Here is a 24,414-nt window from a genome sequence, read left to right on the forward strand (position 1 = left end):
TACGGTTTGAGCATGTTGGGCACTGATTACGACTTGCCTGACTAAACTTTTTATCCAAGTATAGTTTCAATTTCCACACATGCGGCATTAAACTTCTCGTGACAGACCTTTTGCAAGACCTGGACCTGTTCTATATCTTCTGCTTTCGCAGCTTGTTCAAGTGCGTAAAACTCGTCGGCAAGTGACTGAGCACCAATTGCTTTTGCCGATGATTTTAATTGGTGAGCCGTGTTCTTTATGGTGCCAAGTGATACATCCGTGGCATTTAAGCCCTTTACCAGAGGATGAGAATCTGCCAAAAAACCTTGTAAAAACTGCTTTTGAATGCCTTTGTCAGTGCCTACGTAATTTTCCAGCACACTCAAGTCCACCAAACGTGTATTGGTCTCGCCTGGTTTATTCCCTAACGTATGAGCAGTTGGCAAACTAAGATTTGGCGCCTCAGTCACTGCGTGTGATGCTAAATCGGTGTGGCCATTTATGCTCTGTGGTTGCGCAGATTTGGGTTGATGTAGCCACTGTTCTATTTTGCCGCGCAAAGCGTGTAACACAATGGGTTTGCAAATGTAGTCATCCATGCCGGCATTGATGCACTTTTCCCGCTCACCACTGAGTGCATTCGCCGTTGCAGCTATGATGGGCAGACTTGGTACTTTCCCTTGCTCTTCGAGCTCACGAAAGGTTTTAGCAAATGTATAGCCATCCATCACAGGCATATGACAATCGCTGATGATCAACGAGAATTGGTATTTTTGCATCAGCTCCAGAGCAATGGCGCCATGCTCGGCAATAATACACTGCAACCCAAGTAAAGCGAGCTGGCGTTTAAACAGGTCCTGATTGTAGACATTGTCTTCGATCACTAAGATAAGGGCATTTTTCTGTTGTGCTTGCTCTATTGTCGGCAGCTGTTCGTCGCCAGGGAGCGAGCTCATATCTGGCTCCGGGCTGAGCTGACCTTCCAGCATAGCTATTTTTTCTACGACCCTGAAGGCGTAGTATGGGTTGTTCTCTATCGCATATATGTTGGTGCCTTCTGCGGTGGGCATATTGAAACTGGCATGTTCCAGTACCAGACACTTTAATTCGCTGTTCGTTGAAATAATATCCTGACCATTGGTCACCAGATGCTGATATTTTTCACTGGTGATGATCAGGTAGTCAACACTCAGACGGGCAAGCAAGTAGGCATTGAGGTCTTCATCACTGATTAACTGGCATTGCATACCATATGCACTGAGGTTGTGTGCCAGGTCTTGTTCAAATTTGTCATCGTCAGAGACGATATAGGCGGTTAAGCCCTCGAAGGAAATGGTTATTTCCTGATCACCTGTCGCGCTTGGAGAGAAAGGCAGCGTGACGATGAAGTTACTGCCTACGTCCTCCAGGCTATGACACACAATCGTGCCTTTCATAAGTTCACAAAGCCGCATGGTAATAGACAGTCCAAGCCCGGTGCCCCCATACTTTCTCTGAATACTGTCATCGGCTTGAACGAAGGGTTTAAACAGGCCTTTGGTTTGTTCCTCACTCATGCCTTTGCCATTGTCCTTGACGCTGATCTCCAGGTGTCCGGGTTCAGGGGCAGGTGACACGAAGACCTCAACATGACCAATTTTACTGGCTGATGTTTTGGTGAACTTAACCGCATTGCCAACTAAGTTAAGTAAGATCTGGCGGATCCTAATTGGGTCACTCTCGTGCCAATAGCCCAGAGAAGGATCAAAGTAAAAGTTCAGGATGATACGTTTTTCATGGCACTGATGGCTCATCAGCTCGCACAGTTCTTTGGTCAGGTTTTGCCAGCTGAAGGATGTGTGTTCAATGACCATTTTACCCGCTTCAATTTTCGAAAAGTCGAGTATGTCGTTGATTATTCGCAGTAGCATCATGGCCGAGTTTTTGGCTACTGAGGTTAGGTGACGTTGCTCATCGCTCAGTCTTGACTGAGATAAGATATCCAGCATGCCGACCACGCCGTTCATTGGGGTTCTGATCTCATGGCTCATTGTGGCTAGGAAACGGGATTTGGCTTTGTTGGCGGTTTCGGCGGTTTCTTTGGCATCGGCCAAAACAGTAGCGTCATTTTTGCGTTGGGTAATATCATGCTGATAAAGCAACATGTATTTTTTATCGTTGCATATAATGTTGGTTAGAATCACCTCAAACCACATTTTTGAGCCATCAAGCTGATAGCAAATCTCCATATCTTTATAATATAGATCACGTGTCTTGGCTGCTGACAGCGCTTCCAGCAAAGGCTTTTTATTCGACAGTGGTAATAAGGAAATCACATCAACCAGATTGTCGTCCACACGCATCAAAGTGTTAATGAACAGCCCGCTTTCTTCTAAATTCAGGCGCTTGCTTTTGTACCAAAAGCGATTGATCAGACGAATATTTGCTTCACCGTCCAACAGCAAAATAAAGGCCGGGATACTATCCAGTGTGGCTTCCAGCAGGCTCTCGGTTTCTCGGTTTCGATGCAACAATTGCTGGACTTCGTGACGCTGTATTTCGGCTTCTTTCATCCTGTCCAGCGCTTCCTGACGTGCCGCTTTGAGTGATGCCTGATACTTGTTTTGTCTTTGCTGCTGTGCCACCTGCTCTGAAATATCCCTCACGACTCCGACCACACACAGAGGCAGTGTTTTATCACTTTGATGAGAGGTCATAATAACTTCAAGCTGTATTTCTGAATACTGCTCTTTGTGCAGATTTAATGTGAGCCGGTACTGTGAACCCGGAGCATGATTATGCAGGTGTTCGAAAAGGGCACGTCGACTTGCACGCGTGAGTTTGCGCAACACTTCTTTGTAAGGGGCATATTTTCCGCTGCTTTGTATATCGAGGATGGTTTTGAGTGTCTTTGACAGTAATACCAGATGACTGCCTTCTTGCCACTCCCAGCTCCCCATACCAATGATCTGCTCAGAATTGGATAACAGCAGACGTTCTTTATCGAGCTGACCTTCAGAATGCTGAAGCTGTTCAATAATTCGGTTTTGTGCTCTATGCGCCAGCACCAATGCGGTCAGGCTTAGGGTGAGTAGCAGCACCAGCTGTACCGAAAACTCTTGTTGCAGAGTACTTATATATTGCTCAATTTGTTGGGGGTCTTGCGTTGCCCTAACGGTAAAGTCAAGCGCAAAATTACGATGGACCAGTTCTAAACCGTTTTTGTTTATCGCGGTGTTTTGGCCTGAGGTATGGTCATTACGTCCAATCACAATGTTATTAAACAGCAAATCTGTTGTGATCCCCTGATAGGCAACCGGCATCTTGAGGATTTTAGCGAGTGTATTATCGATGGGCTGAACGAGTACCAGCAGGATGTCAGATAACCCTGTTGCGCTTGTTTGTGGTGCGGTTGAAACACTATATAGCTTGTTATTGCTATCCTCTATTAATGCAAGAGTAAGAGATTTTTCACCTTGTCTGGTAATACTGTTAATGATGGTCTGTCGCAACTGCTTTACGGGCAATGTGGCGGGAAACAGGCCGACCAAATCTTTATCCGTGAGAGTAAACTTGCCGATGTATTCAGCTCCCATCGCATTCGAAAAAACGGGTTGCTTGGTTGTGTTCAGTGTTTGCAAGCGCTCCGTCAGTGGGCTTAGCCATAAATTATCTATGGCAATTACTGAGTAGGCCAGATTATTACTGAGCTCATTCGCAGAGCGGGTATAGAGGCTGTTACTGAGTTCTCCCTGGCTGATATCGTGCTCCGACATGATAAAAGACACTATTAAACCTAAAAGCAGCAGCAACTGGGATAGTTTAACCGGGGTCTGATATCGTTTTCGGTTGGCGGTATGTCCGAGCGCTTGCCACAGCTGAATGCTGGAAACGATCAAAGCAGCAAATGTGAGCATACTCAACATGACAGAATCAGATTTGTCTGCGTCGAACAATGACAGCTCAGAAGTGAGCTTGTGTTGGTTTTCAGTCAATTGCGTGTTGACTATTGTGATCAATTGCTCGAGAAATTGGGTTTTTTGTTGCCACCATTGCTGTGCATTAAAATTACTCTGGCCTGTGCTTTGTAATTGCACTACAACTTTATCGAGCGTCTGGCTATGTGGCTGCGCTAGCAGGGCATTCACTTGTTGTACAATGTCCTTGTCAAACGGGGTATTGTTTAGCAGAGCAAGGTGTGTGCTTTGTAAAGTAGACAGCTCAAAAATAGAGCTTGCCCGGCTGTCGATGGCGTTGTTAAGCAGGGCATAGGTGTGTGCCCGGAGTTTACCCGCCTGTTCAATGGCTAGCGTTAAACTATATAAATGGTTATTAGGCGCATCGGCAGCAATTTTCAGCTCAATGGCCAGAAACAAATCCAGTAGCGCGTCAATTTTAGCCGAGTACAGGGTCATGACTTGTTCCCGTGTAAGCAAACGCTGGTCAAACAAGGCTCTGAGGTTCATTAACGCCGCTGTGCTTGGCAGGGATGAAATGAGGTTTTGGTTTTGTGCGCTCTGAGTTGCAATACTGGTTAGTGCGGTATTGCTGGCATTGCGATACTGATTGAGTTGGTTGAGAGTGTCTCCGGAGGCGCGCTCAGACAGCCCAAAGGTATAGCCACGCTCTTTTTGGAGCGCAAAGATAGCATGACTTATTTGTTGAATATAATTGATGTTTTGCAGACTTTCCTGAGCTGCCACTACCCGATGGTGTGCTGAGAAATAGGTGCGAGCACACCTATCAAGCATTACCAAACAGGCAAGGACGACGGTTAACCATAGGACAATTCTGACATGCACTTGCATGCGTGCTTTCCTTAATGTAGACGTTCAGGCATTTTTAACTATAGTGTATAAACCATCTGTTAATTGGTGATTTGGATGAAAAGTCCGCCGCTACCGGATAACGAAGCACTGCGACTGAAAACATTACACGATTTGCAAGCGCTCGATACTCTCCCCGACGCCGAATTAGACAGGCTTACGGAATTTGCAGCCCATGTTTTTAATGTCCCTATTGCGCTTATTAGCCTGGTTGACAGTGACAGGCAATGGTTTAAGTCCAGAGTAGGACTTGATGCAGAGCAGACCTCTCGGGACATTTCATTTTGTGGTCATGCAATTTGTCAGGAAGACGTGTTTGTTATTGATAATGCGACAAAAGACGAGCGCTTTTTTGACAACCCACTGGTAACCGATGGACTCAAGATCCGCTTTTATGCCGGTTGTCCTTTACGTCATCCCAACGGTTGCAATATGGGGACTTTGTGCCTGATTGACAGTGAACCGAGAGAGTTTAATGAGCATGATGCTTCAATTTTACAGCAAGTTGCAGAGGATGTGGTTGAGCGGTTACTAAAACTGGCCCGACCTTAGCGTACATTACTTGTATTTATACCGGTCTTTAATGGTAGTGCGGACATTTTGCGGTAATGCTAATAGCGCGGCTTCCAATTGCTGTGCGAGAGAGGCATTACTGTGCCGGTAGCCGATATATTGTGGTTCACTGTGGAAATCCTGTGCCAGTAAATTCACGGGCAGATTGAATTTATCTATCATATGCTGCGCCCACTGCTTATCCACTAACATAGCATCGACTCGCTTGGTCGTCAGGATATCAAAAAAGGTTTTAGCATGTTCGTCGTTTTCTTCATAGTAAGAGCGCCTGACTAATCGAGCGTCAAGGGCTTCGAGCTTGCGGTAAACCGCTTTAGGGTAAGGATATTCGGTTGCCAGCATGATTCTTGGTGTGCTGATGGCTTTAAAACCATCCAGGGTTTGAAACCTGGCAGCAGAGACTGCGAGGCTGAGTTGCCAAAAGGTTGTGGTATTGGAAAAAATGGCCAATCCATCTGTTTTGTCGACATGCAAAGAGAAATCTGTACTGCCAAACTTAACGTTGGCAACACAACGTTTAAAGGGGAGTTCGCTGAATTGAACTGTGCGATTTAGAGTCCGGGCTGCGGCTTTGATCAGATCGATTTCCTCACCCTTTGCAATGCCATCCTGGTCAACAAAACTAAAAGGGCGCCAGCGTTCAAAACATACGGATATCGGGGAGGAGGCAATATCGGGTTGCACATTTTCAGCCTGAGCCTGCACTGTTTCAGGTGAGGAAAGTAAAGTGATGATTAAAACTAAGATAACCTTTGAGTAAAGACGCGTCATTGCACCCTCTGTAAAGCATTAATAGGATTGCGGTAAAAACAATGCCGGTTCGTTTCTTCGCAAACGCCTTAGCGCCTGGTTCATACTCTGAACCCATTGGGTATCTACCTGCTTGTTACAGGCAAAACCCAGATATGAACGGGAAAGTGGTAATATTACGCGGTAGTGTGCCGGGTCTATGCCCGCCCGTTTAAACTGAAAGCGTGCGATAATATCGCCGTATGCAATTAAGTCAATGCGTTTTAGTTTCAGCATTTGCACCAGCTCGAACCCAGATGCCAGAAAGACCAGATTATCCTGCTCTATCTTCGACTTTCGTAACAGCTGGTGGCCAATGTCGTTCTTTACAACCCCGATTTTGTACTTCTTTAAGTCATTCAGGTTCTGAACCTGATAGGCATTTTCCTTATGGCCAATAATAGCTACTTGATTATCGATAGAGGGACCGATAAATTGAAATAACTCCGCACGCTCGCGTGTGTATGTTATAGAAAAAATGCAGGTTTTAGGCGAGGTCATGGCCATACGATAGGCTCTGGGCCAAGGCACAAGCATGATGTCTCTTTTATCTAGTGTCCAGCCCAGATCCTGGTAAATACTATTTAGAATACGGATGGATAAGCCTTCTACCTCGCCATTGATATGGTAGTTAAAAGGCGGATAGTCTTCGGTTACCCATTCCAGGTTAGGTGTATCATAAGCCGCACTAAAAGCGATTAATGGATATAAGGCGACTAAACGTAGTAACTGGCGCATTGCAATCTACCTTATTATCGGGCCGATGCAGGAGTCGGCAAAGATCTGCAAGTGAATATAGTTTTAGTATAGTACGCTGAGCGTGATTGCACTGTTTGCTGGCGCGGACCCTTAAGACAAGGAGAATAGATTGTCAGGTGTTTTGGCCGATTCGGGTGCCAGCTGTGGGTCTTGTGTATCGCCAAGCAGGTCATCGATTGCCATTTCCAGCCTGGCTTTGAGTTCATCAATGTTGTCTTTCAGCTTATCTTTTTCATAGTCAGGCAGTGACTTATCTTCATTAATTTCCTGCTCTGTGAGATCCAGCATTTCAATCCGGACTTTCAATTCTTTGTAGGCCAGAAAGTCTATGCCAAGATTATTGAACAGCAAGGCCTCGTTGACTTCATGGGGCTCGACGCTGACTTCTATCGGCATCTCCATGATTTCTCTCATGGTTTCCTGATAAAGTTGAATGTGCTGTTGTTTCTCAGGCAAGCTTGAATCTACGTATTTCTGGGCATTGTCTTTCGCAACCTGATAGAAAGTTCTGGCCTGCTCGGAAATATTAGCAGGATCGATATCTGTGGAAACCGCAACGTCACTGGATTGTGTTCGTCCGGTTGAATTCATGGCGTTGTACAGTTGCTGTGTAAACTGGCGTTGTTGATCAAATTGTACCTGGCTGTGTTTCAGATGTGTAGTGTTCCCGATGGTGGACAGATGTGTGAATGGGGTAACTTTCATAAGGCAATTCCTTTAAATACGTCAGTATGATTAAGCAAAGACCGTACCTAAATAAGTTTTGTAATGCGCAATTGTGCAAGCAACAAAAAAGCGAATTGAACAAGGCTCAATTCGCTTTTTGTCTTAGTGCGCATTTACACTGTAAGTGGTTTTATTAGAACTGATAATTTACTGACAGTTTAACGTTGCGCTCGTTACCTGGTAAGCCCCCAAGGAACAGGGCTTTGCTGTAATAACGCTCGTCTGTCAGGTTCTCAATATTCAGCTGGATCTGATACTTGTCGCCCTGGTAACGCGCGGCTGCATCCCAGCGTGTATAGCTATCAATGGTTGCGGTTGGCAGGCCAAATGAATCAGAGTTAATAGTACGCTCATCGACATAGTTCAGACCCAGGCTGAGGGTCAGGTTTTCCATGACAGTCGCTGGCAGCTGGTAGTTAACCCACGCGCTGGCCATTTTTTCTGGTACGCCCTTTTTCTGCTCGGAACGTTCCTGTGCGCGGATCTCAATTGCATCTTGCCAAGTGGCGTTCAGATTTAAATCAACCGACTCAGCCAGTGCCAGGTTTAGATCGATTTCTATACCTTTTGACTCATCTTCGTCATCATAGAAGTACTGTTGTACAGCCACATTGTACTCAGGGTCTTTTGGATCGTCATTGTACAGAGGGTTAGTGTAACGCAGGTTAGTGCGACTGGTTTCAAACCATACAATTGAGCCGAGCAAGTCTTCGTCCAATGCTGTAAAGCGAATACCTAAGTCCAGTGATTGTGATTCTGAATCCGGGCGGTTCGCTTCTTCCGTCTCATCAGACAGTGAGCCTAAAATGCTGTAAGCCGTGCGGCCTTTCGCAACGTTTACAAACGCTGATAGCTGCGGCAATACCTGATAGTTGATCCCAAAATTATAAGTCATACCCGAATCATCAGAATCCAGTTCTTTGCTGGCTTCTGGCGCACGGTCGCTGCCTTTATGCTGATAAGCTTGCTCAATGGCAGAATAGGCAAGTCCGGCACGCACGGTTAATTGATCTGTCAGATACAACACTTCCTGGAAGCTGACGCCGTAGGCATCCAGCGATTTGTCGTAATTGCTGCGTAGTGACGGGTCGTAATCCATGATGTCGCCCCTCGCCCAGTTCGGGTTACGAATATCCAGAATATACGGGATTGCGTTGTCGCCTTTGGCACTGTCGGCATCGTAAACTGACCAACTCTTTAGTGCCATTTCCCGGTTTTCATAGTTTACGCTGACAAGATGTTCACCCATCACGCCACCCAGGCTCCAGCCAAGTTGCAGATCGGCAAAGTATTGCCAGGTTTGCTCCTCGGCAACCTGACGGCGGTATTCCTGGCGACGCGCGGCAAAGGGGTGTAGTTCGCCATCAATAAGTAACGGTGCACGTGGATCGGCATTGATCACGCCGCGACGGTCCCAGTATACATAGTTGTAAGCACCAGTCTGACGGGCAAACTCAGAATCATAGCTGCGCCACAGTACTTGTTGAGTCAGGGTCGAGTCATTGTTGATATGCCAGTCATGGCGCAGTTTAATGCGCAGCTCTTCACCTTCGTTTGGTTTAGACAAAGGCGAGATCAGGTTGCCATCGCCCAGGTTGTAAGGCTTAAGGCCATCACTGGACAGAACTGAAGCGGCAAGCTGTTCACGTTGCTGTGCTGTCAGTTGAACGCCCAGATAGTTTGTACCATCGTCATCCAGTTTGGCATCGTTTGGCAGATCAGCTCCGCTCAGGTTACCTGGCGTACCACTGGTGCTATCCCAGTTCATGATTCTGACCGGATCACCAATTGAATCGATTTGCAGCGCATCGTCGATATAAGCAGTTGAAAGCAGAAGCTTATGGCTGGCGTTTACATCAAAGCTCAGGCTGGCATACACTTCGTCTCTGTCTGATTGCAGGTCGCGATAACCGTCACTACGTTCGTGGTTCGTTACCAGGCGATAAGCCCATTGAGCGTTCAGACCTCCAGTGGCATCAAAGCCAATGCCATAGCTGTTCCAGCTGCCTACTTTGGCACTGATTTCAATAGCTTCCTGTTGCTGAGGCTTTTTCTCAACCAGATTGATCACACCTCCTGCAGCACCGATACCATAAAGACCTGTTGCCGGACCTTTTAGGACTTCAATGCTCTCAATATTGGTCATGGAGCGGGTCGGGTTAAAGTTGTTGCCTAAGTCTGCACCACCGTACATACCGTCGTAGGTGTAGTTCACACCCAGGCCACGTACTGTCAGGTTGTCACCAATCCCATAGTTGTTACCGGCTTGCCCCAGGCCACTGACGTTACGCAGTGCTTCTTGTAGCGTGGTGGCGTTTTGTGCTTTGAGCAGCTCTTTATCAACAACCACAATGGCTGCAGGTGTTTGCATTAATGCCATGTTTGACTTGGTGGCTGTGCCTGATTCCAGGATCAGCTTATTGTGTTTACCATATACACTAATTTTTTCGATGTTTTCATCAGCGTTTTGAGCAAAAGCACCTGTGCTGCTCACCGCGGCACCTAACAGGGCGATTTTAACGGCATTGGCCAATAGATTTGGTGAATTCTTTGAGCGAGAGAATTGCATTTTACACTCCATACAACTAAGGAACCCGGCATCGGGACTGCAGAGGGAGCGCATACTAACAGTGATTTTAAATGATAACAACTCTCATTTGCGTTTAATAAATGTTGCTTGTGTGGCGAATTATTTGATCTGGTTTACCTACTGAGAATGAATTATTGATAATTTATTAAATAAAAACAATCGGCTAAAAAAAGTACACAGCTCGGATGAGTACAAATCGCTGTGCATAAAGGCGACAAGCGTTAACACAACAACTAACTTTAAGGACCGCTTTCGTCGCTTTGTTCCTGATATTTTGCCTTGACCAGCGCAATATAGTGCTGCATATTTTTGTGCTCACTGAGCACAAAAGGCTGAGTGAGCAGGGTAATATCACACACCCGGTCGAGTCGGAATTCACGGTAATCATTGCGCAAAAGGCAATGGCCAATAATGGTCCACTTACCACCCCAATACACTAGCCCGAGGGGCTCGATATCCCGTTCGCTAAAAGCGTCTTTTGCATCTTTATATTGCAACCTGACCAGACGTTTCTGAACGACTGCTTCACGGAGTGTACTGCTAAACCTTTGATGATCCTCTGTGTGGCCAAAGCTTGCTGCCACATAGGGAAAGTCGTCTATCTGTTGTTTGAGGTGTTCGGGCAGTGCAGCCTCAATTTTAGCCATAGCACTGCTGGCGTGTTCAGATAAGACCGGATCTGTCCAGGCACTGGCCATACGTGTACCTAACAGCAGGGATTGCAGCTCTGCGAGGGTAAACATCATGGGGGGCAGGTCGCACTGGGCTATCAGGTAACCAATGCCAGCTTCACCTTCTATTGGGACGCCAGAACTTTGCAGGTGCTGGATATCACGGTAGATGGTGCGTTCTGATACGTTGAGTCGTTCGGCAAGTTGCTTGGCGGTAATGGCCAGACGCCGGCTTTTAAGCAGGTTTACCAGCTGAAATAATCGTTCAGACTTGTGCAAGGTGATCTCCAAAGACAAACCGGGGCAAGGCCCCGGCATTGAAAAGCCTGGTCAGGTTACTCACTGCAAGGGGTTTGTGCAACCGCTTCAGTCAGAGTTAATGATAAGCTATCTTTGTCAATTAGTGCGGCAAACTGCTGACAAACCGGCTCATGCTCGAAAGCTGCTTGCACGCGCTGGGCATCTTCGAGTGTATTCCAGTACACAATGTCAGTATAGATGCCGCTTTGTGCATGCTTTGACACAGAGCGATACAAAAGGCCTGGCTGCTCCTGTAGATATGCCATAAACTCTTCATTCTGCTTTAAAAAATCTGCTTCAGTAACGCCGTTGGCCAATTTGAATGTTGCGATTTCGATGCTGTTAGTACTCATGTTTTTGTCTCCTTGTTTAAGTTGGTGACAGTAAAACATGGTGGTTTGTCAGGGAGTGTCAGTAGGGCAGTCGGTGGTGCGAGTAAATAATAGAATTACACTCAAAGACAGATGGTGAATGAATGGAACAGGGGGGTGTTGAATGTGGTATATGGAAAACTTAAAGCGTTGGCCCGCTCTTTGTCCTCGGTTAGAATAAGCGCTTTTTAATGTGCGGGGAAGTGTGATGGAATTAACAGCCTGGTTAAGTTTGGCGTTTATATGTTGTGTTGGGGCTATGTCTCCCGGACCAAGTTTAGCGGTTGTGTTACGTTATAGCCTGTATCACAGTGCCCAGCACGGGATAGTTGCGAGCTTGTCTCACGGCTTAGGGGTAGGGATTTACGCCAGTTTATCTTTGCTTGGCCTGGCCAGTTTAATTGAGCAATTTCCCTTGGTTTATCAGGGGTTGGTGTATGCCGGTGCGGTGTATCTTGCGTATATGGGGTATAAGATCCTCAGTAGTAACAGCAGTGGGATTAAAGTGGCTAAGGAACATGATGCAAAAAGTTACCTAGCTGCGGCAAAAGATGGTTTTGCCATTGCCTTTTTAAACCCCAAGTTGGCCATTTTTTTCCTGGCACTGTTTTCTCAATTTATTGACCCTGAAACACTCACACTGCAAACGGCTGTGATCATGTGTATGACAGTTCTGGTAATAGATGCGCTTTGGTATTTCTTTGTGTCTGTTGTTACGGCCTCTGCCAGAGAGCGGTTCGATCTGACTGCAAAACAGGCCATCATTGATAAGCTGCTTGGTTGTGCGTTTTTATTGCTTGCAGCCAGAGTTGTTTACCAGACTTTCTAAACTCTATTGCCAGCCATGTTTTCGGACATAGTTACTGACAACAAAGACCTTTAGGGTCGGGCTGGCGACCGTGTAGTGGTCGAACTTGAGTGCCAGTCGGTAATCACCGCGACTGGCAACAGAAGCTATATCGACGCGAATGAACTGAGCATTTGGTAGCATCAGACTCGCTCCTTGCTCAGCAAACAGGTCTTGGTAGGCGGATGCGTTGAGTGGAAAAGTCTTGATACAGGCGCCTGTCAGAGACAATGAGTCAACATGAAACGAAGCGTGAGGGAAGTTTAACATCAGCCTGACAGGTGGGTAAGGCGTAAACCGCCAGCTGCGAGGCATACCATGTCCTTCTACGATATGGGGTAAATCATCAATAATAGACAACAGTGTTTGATGGTCCGGATGCCATTTGCTTGGAGTACGGTTGAGTGACTTAAGCTCAGGCTGAGTGGGAAACTCAAGAATATTTGCAGCGCGTAAATGTGTATCGAACAGACGTTCGGTTTGAGCGTAACTCGCTTCATGTTGAGCCAGCTCTTCTAATAAGTCACTGGTAAAAGCTTCAAGCTCATTACATAAGTTAGTATGCGCCTGAAGTAAATCAAACTGAGACGTTTCAACGACCTGATGAATGTAGTCCAGCTCATCTTGTGTCAAATCCATGATAGTAATCACCGCGTAATTCGTAGTTTAAAAATCATACAATTTTTGTACCAGTTTTAGCTTCATTATTGACTGATTTCTTACGCTGAAGACGAGAGGCGGTGTGTGCGAGTTTTGTAAGCTGTGCTTCTATCTCCGTACGGATACACTGTCCGAAATTAAGGCGGATATAGTTTTGATACAGAGAGGTTGTAGAAAAGGCATCACCACACAGGATATATATCCGTTCTTCTGTAAGTTGTTTTTGCAGCTGTTTGGTATCGACTCCGGGTAGTTCAAACCAGAGTACCAGCCCTCCATGTGGGCGATTTACCTTAACCTTATCAGGTAATAACCTGGTTAGTAGCTGTATGTACTGATTGCACTGCGACGCAAGTTTGCTATTGAGCTTTTTAAGGTAGCGGGCATAGTGTCCCCGGCTTATGTAGTCAGCCAGAGCCAGCTGGAGCGGACGGTTACACCCCAAAGAGCGAATTCGGATCAAGTCGCTATACGCTTGATGGAAACGTCCGGGGGCACACCAACCAAGGCGCAGCCCTGGCGCCAGCGTTTTAGAAATACTACTACACCAGATCACCCAGCCATCCGCATCAAAATGTTTGATAGGCAAGGGGTGGTGCCAGTATGGCACAGCTCGCGATATACATCGTCTTCAATGATGGGAATTTGATAATTGCTGGCCATGTTTGCCAGTGACGCTTTTTGCTGAGTGCTGAGGCTGTGACCCGTTGGGTTTTGGAAGTTGGCACTGATCAGGCAGGCTGCGACCTGATGCCGGGCCATCGCATGTTCCAGCTGAACCAGATCGATACCATCGCGATGGCTGGGTATCTCAAGTACTTGCCTGCCCATTACGCTGAGCATATCAAGCAAACCTGTATAGCATGGAGATGGTACAGCAACGACATCTTGTTCTTTGGTGGTTAACTCAAGTGCCGTTTTAACGCCATCCAGACACCCCTGAGTGATGACTAACTCCTGCGTATGTATCGAAAAACCCTGTGTTTTCAGGTGTTCTGACAGCGCCTGCCGAAATACGTGTTCACCTAGCGGGTCGCCGTAGTTGAACAATGTATGCTCGCTTCGCATAGTCCTCGCCAGTGACGCACGCAGTTGTTGCGAGTCTATCAGGGTTGGGTCAAGTTGTGCTGTTGCAAAACCCGTTCTGAGCCGGCGGGGAGGGGTTTTGGGTAAAGCGCATACCCTGGCATTAAACTGGGCGTATTCAATGTCAGGGGTGTTTTTTGGGTTAAAACAGCAGAAAAAACCACGTTTGGGGTCTGCTGTTATGTAGCCCAGAGACTCAAGGTATCGATAGCACGCAAGTGCAGTGGTGATACTGACCTGATACAAGGCACTTAGCTGGCGCAAAGACGGGAGCGGCTTATGGAACTGATATTCACCCGCTTCGATAGCGGTGATAAATTGCCCGGCAAGGGTTTTATATTTTGCTTGCTTTGCCATCTGTTATCTAAAAAATTTAATTTTCTGTATCTGTTCTCTTTTTTCTAACACGTTAAGGTGTACGGGTAAAGTCAAAAGGAGTCATTATGCAGTCACTATCATTACCCACCTATGCACAGATGCTCGAAGCGCTGGAGCACGAATGCAAAGCATTCAATATGTCGCTAGATAAACGGCGGGTAAGCAATCCGCTATCCAGCCTGAAAAATCGGTCGCTTTTCAACGAGCCTGCTGGATTTGAGGTGTTCAGGCAAATTTTCAGCACGGACATCGCGCCACAACTGTCTGCCAGCAACGGAGGGCGTTACTGGGGATTCGTGACAGGCGGTGCAAATCCTGTGGCAACATATGCTGACTGGCTTGTCACACTGTACAATCAGAATGTGTCCAAAGGGGGGATTCGGTAGCAAGCGACGTTGAGCGTCAGGCCATCGAGTGGCTAGTATCACTGTTTGAATTACCCGCTGTATTCGAGGGAGTTATGACCACGGGAGCCACCGCTGCTAATGTACTTGGGGCGATGACGGCCCGGCAATATGCAGGAAGCTTGCAGGGGATTGATGTGGCAAAAGCGGGCTGTAAAGACTTGGACTGCACTGTGTTCTCGGCGACGCCACATGCCAGTATGGTAAAGGCGCTCGGACTGGCCGGTTTTGGTCAGGATACCTGGGTGAAAGTCGCTTGCCAAAGCGGTACAGAAGCTATGGATACTCAGGAGCTCGCGTCAAAGCTCAGTGAATGCACGAGTCGGGGAAAGGTCGTGATCGCCAGCGCAGCCACAGTGACCGGTACAGATTTTGACGATTTGCTCACGGTGGCACAACTATGCCGTGAACATCAGGCCTGGTTGCACGTAGATGGCGCGTTTGGCATCTTCGAGCGTCTTGTAAAAGGCGCTGCTGGCAAAACTCAGGGCATTGAACTGGCAGACAGTATCACGCTTGATTGCCATAAATGGTTAAACGTGCCGTACGACTGCGGGGTGTTCCTTACGCGTCACCCGCAAACCCTGTTTGAGACTTGTAATGTTGATGCGCCCTATCTGGCCAATGATGACCAGGCGCGACCTTTCATGTCACTGGGTATCGAAAATTCCAGGCGGTTTCGAGCATTGCCTGTCTGGGCGACGTTACTAGCCTATGGCAAACAAGGCATAAAAGCGCAGATCCAACGCAATATCGCCCAAGCCAGTGCGTTGGCCAATTGGATTGCTGCATCGTCAGAGTATGAGTTACTTAAGCCATGCAGCCTCAATGTTGTGCTGTTTTCTGCAAGTGCCTCAAATAAGTATGATACACAGTCATTACTGGCGCAGTTAAATGAGGCTGGTCAGGTCTTTATGACGCCCGGGATATGGCAGGGTAGCGCCGCGATCCGTTGTGCTTTTAGCAATTGGCGTACTGAGCAGGCGGATGTCGAGCTGGCTATTTTGGAGCTAGCCAGATTAGCAGAGGGAGCTTAACTGAGCCATCAGATTGATGCTCAACCGATTGTAGAGGTAATGCGACCCTGCTGGTTACAGGGTCGCAGTAAGGTCAGGTTATCTGCGCATATCCGCGTCAAACCGCATATACGAGTCGACGGCGTCATTCTCAGTGGCTGGATCGGGCTCCATCATCTTCAGAACAGAGACCTTCCAGCCATCGTTGAGCTTTGAGCTCGGTGAAATGACATACCCTTCGGCGCTGAGTCCAGCAGATGGGGTATTAGCCAGAAGCTCAAGCTGGCCCTGATTAACAGACCAGGTATAGGCACGGGTTTTGCCGTCCGTGACCACCTCGGCCAGCGAGTTGTTTGCATGTAGCTCGATATACATGGTCTGAGCGCCGTTGATCAGTGCAAAACGCTCGTACATTAAGCTATGGCTATCAAACATAGGCTGACCTGACATAGGTTTAACACGCTGGACTATGCCCAAATCGTCCCCGTCTTTCCACTGGATCACATCTCCATTGAGGAACATTGCAAACATAGTGTCGCTGTCAGCAAGCTGATTAAGCTCAAACGTTAACTCAGTTTTGCCTGTGCTGGCATCGTAAGTAAAGCTACCGTAATTAATACCTGCTCTTGCCGGGTCTTCGCTTTCAAAGTCGGCTTCAAAGAACTTATTACCAGGCATGAATGCGGTGACCCAGATGCGGCTTTGATCAAGCGGATACTCAACGAACGCGCCCACTAAGGGATTATTTGCATCAGTAAGGCGAGTTAAGGTGAATGAAGGCTCGCCTTCAACATCTATCGTCAGGGTGTTACCGTCAATCGTTATGATGTGCTTGAGCGCAGTGTCAAAGCCATACGAGCCATTGGAGTCAAATATCATATCGACTGTAAACTCGCCGGTGCTTTCATCCCAGTCAGCATAGCCTACTTCCAGGCCAGCCATTGCGTCAGATGTATCATCCGACTTCAACTCCATATGCACCCATTTACCATCTCGGATCACCACGACAAAGTCTGGCTCGTTGGGGTCGTACCAGGCGCCTTTAAGCATAGCTGTTGTGTATACCTGCACAGGCGGCTGTATCATACTTGCTTTGTTTGCAGCCTGGCCATTGAGGTAGTAAGTCGATTCCTCACCTTGGCCGCAGTTGGTGTCCAGTGGATAGTTACATACCCTGACATAATCGCGGTCAAAGCCGATAAAATCACTGACGGTCACCGAACCTGACTCATCAGAATGCAGCTTGCCCGATTTAACAGAATAAGTACCTATTTCGCTGAAGTTATTATCGCGAATGACGCGTGTAAAGGTATCGTCGTCATTATAGTTCAGGAAGTAGTATTTTCTTTCTACCTGATTACTGTTGTTGAGCATGTGGAAAGTCCGGTTATCCATCCACATATAGTCAAACTGAGACAATGTGGATGCAGACTTCATGTATTTGATCATGTAGGTGCTACCTGGACCCTGATCAAATGCACTGGTGTAGCTATGACGTACGTACCAACTGTCGTTACTCATTGAGATTACGTCATATTTGTCACTAAAGTTAACTGAACAGTTTTCTGGCGTCGCGCCTTCAGGGCATTGGTGCACATTTTTGCCATTCATACTGTCAAAGTAGCTATTGATTGACATGGTACGACCACTTGTCTGCCAGACCTGCGTATTTTTATTCAGTTGCATGTAGGTGACGCCATTGACGAAGTTATCGAAGAAATAATTCTGAGGCAGGTTTGCCCCATAGTATGGAATAAAGCGCCCCTGTGCCATGGTATCGCTTAAAGTGATGCTTTGCTCGGGCATCATAATCCCGGTGCGGCGGCGATGTGTCATGGAGGCCATTTTATCTGGCGTAGTTGCTACCGCATCGTTTGTAAGTGCCCAGAACTGAAAGCCCCCTTGCAGCGACTTCAGCATCCAGTAGGTCAGGGTTTGCGCCTCCATAGCGTCAGTCTTGGCGAGCATCACAACCAGATTATTGCCACTGATCTGCCAGCTGAAATCTCGCTCAGTACCATCGGGTAGCGTGGATTTACCGCTTCCATCTTGGTTAAACATCATTTTACTGGTTTGTGGCTGATAGTATTCGTTACCAGTTTCACCGCCCATCAGATAATACATTTGGTCAAAGTGCCAACTTCCCTGGAATTGCGCAGCTGCAGGGTTAATGGTATTGCCGCGCACAACCATAGTGAAATCCTCTGTTTCACTTACATCAGCATTAAGTACGGTATCATCATCGGCTTTGATTTCGTCTCGTACGCCTGTCAAACTGATAGCTTTGGCAAAGCTATTGTCGTCATAAATGCTGAACGTGGCCGTTTTGTAGCGAGAATAGCAGGTAAAGTTCATACCTTCTGAGTTTTTACAGCTGTGCCTTGGCGAGAAGATACCATCACCAAACACTATGCTGACGGCACCATTAGTGGCTTGTGTCCAGGTAATAGCGCCACTGGTATGATCGGTGAAAGTGCCTGTGCCATCTTCATTCAATGTCAGCTCTGTGAAGTGGCTACGGAAATATCGCGTTGAGCCAATTAGATAGGAGCCCGCGATAGAGCCTTCGCCGTTGTCTACCAGTTTATCATCGCTTTTGATTGCTTCTTTGGTTTTTTCAATCAGCGTCGGGTCGTCGTCGTTAATGGTGTTAGTCAGCTCAGCTGTGGCAGTTTGACTGGAGACCAGTTGAAATGTGTTACTAACGCCCTGAGGAAGTGAAAATTTCTTGTCGCCGCTACCATCGACTACCAGTTTAATCAATGCTGACAGGGTGAGTTTTTCATTGGCGTCAACGCCTACCAGAGCATTATTCAACTCGCTGGTTGTTTGTGGCACTCCGCCGACGGCGTTTGTGACCAGAGCATATTCAGCCGTTGTGACATTGGTAATGTTTACACCGAAGTTTTCGGTGCTATTGACGACCCCGTCACCTCCAGCCTGCTCAGTGACCGATGCAAAACTTTCCAGTTGAGAGTAAAACTCAACGTTCTCCTGATCTGGTCCACCATTGGCTTTAATACGAACTAATTTGTTTACTGCTGAATCATCAACATCCAGCTGGATGGTGTAAGTACCGTCAGTCCCCGCGGTTGTAGGGAAGGATTCATCACCTACGTAAACAGTTAAAGCGGCGTTTGCAATCGGCGCATCGGTGACTACACCGGTTAGCGTAACCGACCTTACCAAACGTTTTACTGTAAAGTTCTTTGTGGCAGTGGCGGTGGCGCCGTCGTCATCGGTGACGGTAACGGAAAGTACCATTGGGGTATCTTGCGTGACTTCTGGGGTGGTAAAGCTGACATCACTGGTGGTGCTGTTATTCAGTGTCGCTGTCGGTCCGGAAGTGATACTCCAACTATAGCTGGCAATGTTGCCGTCACTGTCTGTGGCATTGGCCTTGAGCGAAACGTCGGTTTGTTCCTGTGCTTCACTGTCGCCAGTAATACTGACTGACGGAGCTTGATTGGTTGTTGGACTGGGGTTTGGGTTTGGATTTGGATTTGGGCTAGGAGAAGAGCCGCTGTCCGATGACCCCCCACACCCGGATATGAAGGCTGTCAGGCAAGAGGCTGCCAGCAACAATTTTAAACTTTTCATAAACACACCTGTTTGGTTTAGCGAAATAAACTCGCACTTCCCTTTGGTTATTTAGTGAGCAGGGTAAGCATAGTTTATTAGTGGCAAAAGTGAATTTAAAATCTCTGTAATTCTTAGCCATCATCGAGACGGGGAGTTGTTCATATTTTTTCAGGCAGGTTGATTGTCAATCGCCTGTCATTTGGCTTCAGTAGATTTTTGTAATGATATTTCTCTGGTGGGTTGCAATGCATTGAGATGATAATAGACTAGGGCATGCTTCGTTTCGTTCTGACTCTTTATGAAGTGAGGGCAATAAGAAATACGCCACAGCACAGTGATGCAAATCAGTAACGAAGCCCAAGAATAACAAAGTAGCCCGAAACTGCCCGAATTGCTCTTTGCTCATAGTGAGTAGAATTAAAAGAGGCATGATTGACGAGAAGTCCATGGATTTTATTCAAATTGGCGAATTTCGCCTCTATCACCAAACTAACGAACTTATTAACGGTGGTCACCGTGTCACACTGGACCCAAGACAGCTTTCGCTACTGCATTTCTTCATCGATAATCCCAATCGTATTATTGGACGTGACGAATTACAGGATGTTATTTGGCAGGGGTCTATTGTCACCGATAACGCCATCAATAAGCTGGTCGCTAACCTGAGAAAAGCGTTTTGTGATGACCCTAAGCTGCCTCAATATATACAAACTGTCCCCAAACAAGGTTATCGCTTTATTGCATCAATCGAGGTTGGTGCAGAAAGCCCCAGAGTTTCTTCCTTCGTGCGATCAGAACAAAAACCTTCCTTAAGCCGTTTTCTTATGCCAGGTATGGTATTACTTATTGGGTTGTTGGCAGGTCTGATTTGGCACTATGGCAGTGAACCTTCATGGCAGTATGGAGAAAGCCAGGCAATGAGCCGGGTGAGTGGCGGAAAAATGTTCCCCGTTGTCTTGTCTGAGCACGAACATGTTGCATTTTTAAATATTACAATGGAGCTGGGACGTAGTTTATGGATAGCAAATTATGGTGCTCAAAATGATACCTTGCCTCAGATTGTTGAAACGCCAGATTATCACCTTGAGCAGCTATTGGGCAGTCAGGGCGAGTTTTTGATTTTTAAGGGGTATTACAAAGAACAATGTGGTTGGTTTAAAGCACAAATAGACCTGACAACACAACAACTAAAGGCCCCCACTGAAGCGCTTTATAACTGTGATCTTATTTATCACGATAGTATATATGTTGCGGCCGAAGACCGAATATATGCGCTGGCGCATGAGCGCCGTTTCGAGCATAAAAACGATTTATACAAGCTGAGCTTCTCGGGTGAGATAAACAAATTGCCGACCAAACTGGAGCCGTCCTGGCGTCTTGCGTATTTGGATGCCCATCCCGGCACGCAGACACTGCTACTGACAGCACATACCAATGACGGAAACAGCCGGGTTTTGACCTATGAACCAGATTCCAATAAACAGGTTTTGCAGCTCTCCCGCACAGGTTTAATGCATGGAGCAATTTGGGATCACGCTTACAAGGGGGTTGTATTTTCATCTTCCAGCCCTCGCACTCAGATGTATCATCAGTCGTTCGATGAAAACAGTGCCACCTTGCTGAGCAGCCTCAGCGATAAGATCTGTTGTAATATTGCGCGTCATAGCAATGGCGTGGATTATATCTTTACCACTTATGACAAAGACATAGAGCTACAGTGGCTGGACACGGGTTTTATGCTGGACAACAGCAGCGGACTTGACCGTTCTCCCCGTCTGGCGCATACGGAAAGTGGCGTCTATTTCATTTCTGATCGTTCCGGCAGTTCTCAGGTGTATTATCAGCGCCCACAGGAGCAGGCCAAGCCGCTTCCCCGGTTACCCGATCATGTCCGCCTCAGGGATATGACGTTGTCACCAGATGATGAATTGCTCCTTATCAATCACGACAATCATGCCATGTGGCTGATCCCGACCAATGAAGCACAGCAAGGCAATACTTTGTTTTTTGATGGTTACATCTACCGTCAGAGCTGGTTGAGCAATAGTTTGTTTGCCTTGTCGGTGAAGCAAAACGAACTTAAGCGGGTGCAGATATATAACCGACAGATGCAACAAGTTGCACAGCTTCCGCATGGCTGGATGTCAGCTATGACAGACCCCTCAATGCCTGATTATGTCTATCTGACCAATATGGACTATGAGCTGTATCGCTTTCCTTTTACCAGCATATTGAATGGTCTTGAGCAGGCTCATGGCGAAAAAATCGGTGAATTGGAACCTTTTTCGAATCTGGAATTGGAAAAAGGGGTGGTTTATCTGATGACCAAAGAATGGCACGAGCTGGCCAGATATAAGATCACCGATGAAGGCTTACACCCGTTATCAAGGCAGGACATTGGCTCATATATGGGGTTTGATGTACATGATGCTCAGGTGATCTATGGCCGAAAAGCGGCATTCAGAAGTGATGTTTATCAAACCGTTGCTAGGTAATAGCAGAGCGTTGTCGTTAACTGACAACGCCCATTACTCAGGGTTAGATCACCAGCGATAGGTGTAGTTTAGTTTGATGGCTGTTTCGGAAAAAACGCGTTTTTTATCGTGCCAGCCGTCCTCAAGATCATACCCTCTGTTGATGCTTAGCTGGTACAGCTCATCCGGCGCAGGCTCATAGCGTAACCGACTAAAGAGCGAGAAGCTGTCGGACTGGGTGTTATGTTGCAACAGTGAGTTCCATGACCATTCGCTGCTAAAAGCGATATTCACTTTTAGCCGGGTGTTGTACATGTTGCTCTTTTCGCCGGCACGCTCGTAGTAGTACATATGACGGCCAAGTTGTACGTACAAATGCTTATTTGGGCGAGTGTTAATGGTCAGACTAAAGCGCTCAAGGTCGGCATCGAAAAAGTCTCCTTTAACGAGCCGGCCACTAACAAAAACTGGCCGGTCGCTGGCCGTTTCATAATATATGTTCCATTGATTGTAATCATATTCTCCCTCGGCAAACTGAATGTTGTCGCGAAACTCAAAGGGATTTCTGAGCACTTTGTTGTACATATCGTAACTGACGGAGAAATAATCGTGAGACTGAGTTTGTATGACTAAAGGCTGCACGAACAGTTGCTGGCCTTTCTTCTCGCCCTCGGTATTTTCCCAGCGCTTGTAATAGGTTCTGACCTGATAGAAGTTGAGATTGTCTTCCAGCCAGCCTGATTGTGGGCGAACCCGATAATGACTGGTGAGGTGATAGTATTTAAGATCGGTTCGGTTCACAAAGCCCATTGCCGGATTAAAATCTTTGCCGATATAACGATACTTGGTATCCAGATAAAACTTATCATTGGGCAGTTTGAATGCCAGGCCATAGGATTTGCCATCGCTATCAGCTGTCTCATTGGGGACATCAATAGACTGATAGAAGGCATTGGCAATAAACTGCTCTTCACCAAATAGTAAATCATCAAAGCGATAATCAATACCTGTCAGTGCCTGGCTGTGATTGTCATCGGCACTGCCGTGGGTGAAAATGGCGCCCAGCTGGTGGTGCTCACCAATATGTTGTTTGGCTCTGGCTACACTAAGCTGGGTAGTTTCTTCGAGATGGCCATCACGTTCCTGGTTGACGCTCAGTATGCCAAGATCTGTGTTGCCAATCCTGCCCGTTAATTTGGTCCCCCAATTTACATCCAGCACACCTGATTGCGGGCCCTGACCAATGCGGCGCGAATAAAAGGGCATGCCGTTGTAATCGTCATCGTCCATGCCACCAAAACGAAAAATCTGACTATCCTGTAAAAAGAAATCGCGCTTTTCACTGTAGTACTGGCCAAACCGCGTCATGTTCATTTCAATTTCATCAACGTCTGTACCCGAAAAATCTGTATTGAGTGTAAGCTGACCTGTCAGACTCGGAGTAAACCGATAGGTCGCATCCAGTGAGGGTTCAAAACGGCTCTCAGTCAGTGTTTCTTTGTAAGCCAGGCCGGGTTTGACTTCGACTCCCAGACCCTGATCTAAGTTATTGAGCCCGGAGATCGGCGCAGTTTGTGAGGCATGCCAGCCATACGAGTTAGGGTTATTGAGATTCCAGAATGACTGGACATAGGGACTGGATAGTTTGTGGCGTAGCTGTAACCCCCAATTTTTGGCATCCGGGTCAAAAGACATTGACTGCATGGGGATTGCAATTTCAACTGTCCAGCCGTCGTCCTGTTGCTGAGTTTTGGCGTACCAGAGCGTTTTCCACTCGGCGATATACTCGGTACCATTAACCAGGCCGTCTTCACGCACACCAGAAGGAGTAACATGAAACAGGTAGCCGTCTGACTTGTCATGATTGGTGTCTATGATGAGGCCAAAATAATCTTCATTCCAGATCCGCTCACCCTGGGTAAGCACTCTGTCCATAATGGTATTGGCAGGTTGGGTAATTTTTGCTGCAACATAAAAGTATTGTTCATCGTAGGCAATGTATGCCGTGATCGGATATCTGGGGGTTCCGCCAACGGTTGGACGGAACTCAACAAACTCCGTGATCACACGAGCATTTTGCCACTCAGCGGTTGAGAGCTCACCATCTATGAGTGGCGCGTTGTTCAGGCGGGGGATTGCCGTTTCGCTTTGCGTAAATTGCTGCCAGGGTCGAATGTGATCAGACGATTGCTGGGCCGCGCCACAGGCCGTATATAAAGTACAAATTGCTAAGCTTAGTGCGTTCAACTTATTCATTGTTTTATCCGTTTCGAAAAAAGCTGAGCTCATTGTTGTCTGAACAAGTACAAAAAGCGTGAGAAAGGCGCGAAACGAGGTGACAAAGTGAGGAAATTATGTGATTAATACCTGCCTAACGTGATGAATTAAATGGTTTTAAATTTTT

General features: G+C 47.0%; 17 protein-coding genes. 5 read left to right on the forward strand and 12 right to left on the reverse strand.

What is annotated here, in order from left to right:
* Positions 1-50: 50 nt before the first annotated feature.
* Positions 51-4,766 carry an ATP-binding protein gene (locus tag ELR70_RS00110; RefSeq protein WP_054013378.1) on the reverse strand — a complete coding sequence of 1,572 codons (4,716 nt, stop codon included), beginning with the start codon at positions 4,764-4,766 and terminating at the stop codon, positions 51-53.
* Positions 4,767-4,841: 75 nt separating this feature from the next.
* Here ELR70_RS00110 and ELR70_RS00115 point away from each other — a divergent pair, with 75 nt between their 5' ends.
* On the forward strand, positions 4,842-5,336 hold the full coding sequence (locus ELR70_RS00115) for a GAF domain-containing protein (RefSeq protein ID WP_054013377.1): 495 nt from the start codon (positions 4,842-4,844) through the stop codon (positions 5,334-5,336).
* A 6-nt stretch (positions 5,337-5,342) separates the two neighbouring features.
* On the opposite strand, the gene ELR70_RS00120 is transcribed toward ELR70_RS00115, so the two are convergent.
* The 6 genes from ELR70_RS00120 to ELR70_RS00145 all read right to left on the reverse strand — a co-directional run bounded on the left by ELR70_RS00120 (position 5,343) and on the right by ELR70_RS00145 (position 11,545).
* On the reverse strand, positions 5,343-6,128 hold the full coding sequence (locus tag ELR70_RS00120) for a transporter substrate-binding domain-containing protein (protein ID WP_054013376.1): 786 nt from the start codon (positions 6,126-6,128) through the stop codon (positions 5,343-5,345).
* 18 nt (positions 6,129-6,146) lie between these two features.
* The gene (locus tag ELR70_RS00125) at positions 6,147-6,884 is read right to left on the reverse strand and encodes a transporter substrate-binding domain-containing protein (RefSeq protein ID WP_054013375.1); all 738 of its coding nucleotides are present in this window, start codon (positions 6,882-6,884) and stop codon (positions 6,147-6,149) included.
* Between the two features lie 111 nt (positions 6,885-6,995).
* On the reverse strand, positions 6,996-7,610 hold the full coding sequence (locus ELR70_RS00130) for a hypothetical protein (RefSeq protein WP_054013374.1): 615 nt from the start codon (positions 7,608-7,610) through the stop codon (positions 6,996-6,998).
* 154 nt (positions 7,611-7,764) lie between these two features.
* Entirely contained in the window at positions 7,765-10,200 is a 2,436-nt protein-coding gene (locus ELR70_RS00135) for a TonB-dependent receptor (protein ID WP_054013373.1), read from the reverse strand.
* Between the two features lie 260 nt (positions 10,201-10,460).
* Positions 10,461-11,171, reverse strand: a complete 711-nt coding sequence (locus tag ELR70_RS00140) for a YafY family protein (RefSeq protein ID WP_054013705.1) — start codon at positions 11,169-11,171, stop codon at positions 10,461-10,463.
* Between the two features lie 56 nt (positions 11,172-11,227).
* Positions 11,228-11,545 carry a hypothetical protein gene (locus ELR70_RS00145; RefSeq protein ID WP_054013372.1) on the reverse strand — a complete coding sequence of 106 codons (318 nt, stop codon included), beginning with the start codon at positions 11,543-11,545 and terminating at the stop codon, positions 11,228-11,230.
* A 226-nt stretch (positions 11,546-11,771) separates the two neighbouring features.
* Between ELR70_RS00145 and ELR70_RS00150 the strand changes: the two genes are divergently transcribed.
* Positions 11,772-12,392 (forward strand): LysE family translocator, encoded by a 621-nt coding sequence (locus ELR70_RS00150; protein WP_054013371.1) that lies wholly within the window; start codon positions 11,772-11,774, stop codon positions 12,390-12,392.
* 3 nt (positions 12,393-12,395) lie between these two features.
* Here ELR70_RS00150 and ELR70_RS00155 read toward each other — a convergent pair whose 3' ends face one another.
* The 3 genes from ELR70_RS00155 to ELR70_RS25645 are packed head-to-tail and all read right to left on the reverse strand — an operon-like array spanning position 12,396 to position 14,513.
* Entirely contained in the window at positions 12,396-13,049 is a 654-nt protein-coding gene (locus ELR70_RS00155; RefSeq protein ID WP_054013370.1) for a hypothetical protein, read from the reverse strand.
* Positions 13,050-13,083: 34 nt separating this feature from the next.
* Positions 13,084-13,659 carry an aminotransferase class I/II-fold pyridoxal phosphate-dependent enzyme gene (locus ELR70_RS25640; protein WP_164881412.1) on the reverse strand — a complete coding sequence of 192 codons (576 nt, stop codon included), beginning with the start codon at positions 13,657-13,659 and terminating at the stop codon, positions 13,084-13,086.
* Positions 13,623-14,513, reverse strand: a complete 891-nt coding sequence (locus ELR70_RS25645) for a PLP-dependent aminotransferase family protein (RefSeq protein ID WP_128064412.1) — start codon at positions 14,511-14,513, stop codon at positions 13,623-13,625. Before ELR70_RS25645 ends, ELR70_RS25640 begins: the two co-directional genes overlap by 37 nt.
* An 86-nt stretch (positions 14,514-14,599) precedes the next feature.
* On the opposite strand from ELR70_RS25645, the gene ELR70_RS25130 reads away from it, so the two are divergent.
* A complete protein-coding gene (locus tag ELR70_RS25130) occupies positions 14,600-14,920 on the forward strand; it encodes a hypothetical protein (RefSeq protein WP_241566287.1) in 321 nt (106 codons plus the stop codon).
* 41 nt (positions 14,921-14,961) lie between these two features.
* Positions 14,962-15,975, forward strand: coding sequence for an aminotransferase class I/II-fold pyridoxal phosphate-dependent enzyme (locus ELR70_RS00170; protein ID WP_241566306.1), 1,014 nt, complete (start codon positions 14,962-14,964; stop codon positions 15,973-15,975).
* Between the two features lie 78 nt (positions 15,976-16,053).
* Here the strand turns inward: ELR70_RS00170 and ELR70_RS00175 are convergent, their stop codons facing one another.
* On the reverse strand, positions 16,054-19,554 hold the full coding sequence (locus tag ELR70_RS00175; protein WP_054013367.1) for a hypothetical protein: 3,501 nt from the start codon (positions 19,552-19,554) through the stop codon (positions 16,054-16,056).
* Between the two features lie 428 nt (positions 19,555-19,982).
* Here ELR70_RS00175 and ELR70_RS00180 point away from each other — a divergent pair, with 428 nt between their 5' ends.
* Complete coding sequence (locus tag ELR70_RS00180) at positions 19,983-22,031, forward strand: winged helix-turn-helix domain-containing protein (protein ID WP_054013366.1); 2,049 nt, start codon at positions 19,983-19,985, stop codon at positions 22,029-22,031.
* A gap of 48 nt (positions 22,032-22,079) precedes the next feature.
* On the opposite strand, the gene ELR70_RS00185 is transcribed toward ELR70_RS00180, so the two are convergent.
* A complete protein-coding gene (locus ELR70_RS00185) occupies positions 22,080-24,266 on the reverse strand; it encodes a carbohydrate binding family 9 domain-containing protein (RefSeq protein WP_054013365.1) in 2,187 nt (728 codons plus the stop codon).
* Between the last annotated feature and the right edge of the window lie 148 nt (positions 24,267-24,414).

This window comes from Pseudoalteromonas sp. R3, assembly GCF_004014715.1.
GTDB lineage: Bacteria > Pseudomonadota > Gammaproteobacteria > Enterobacterales > Alteromonadaceae > Pseudoalteromonas.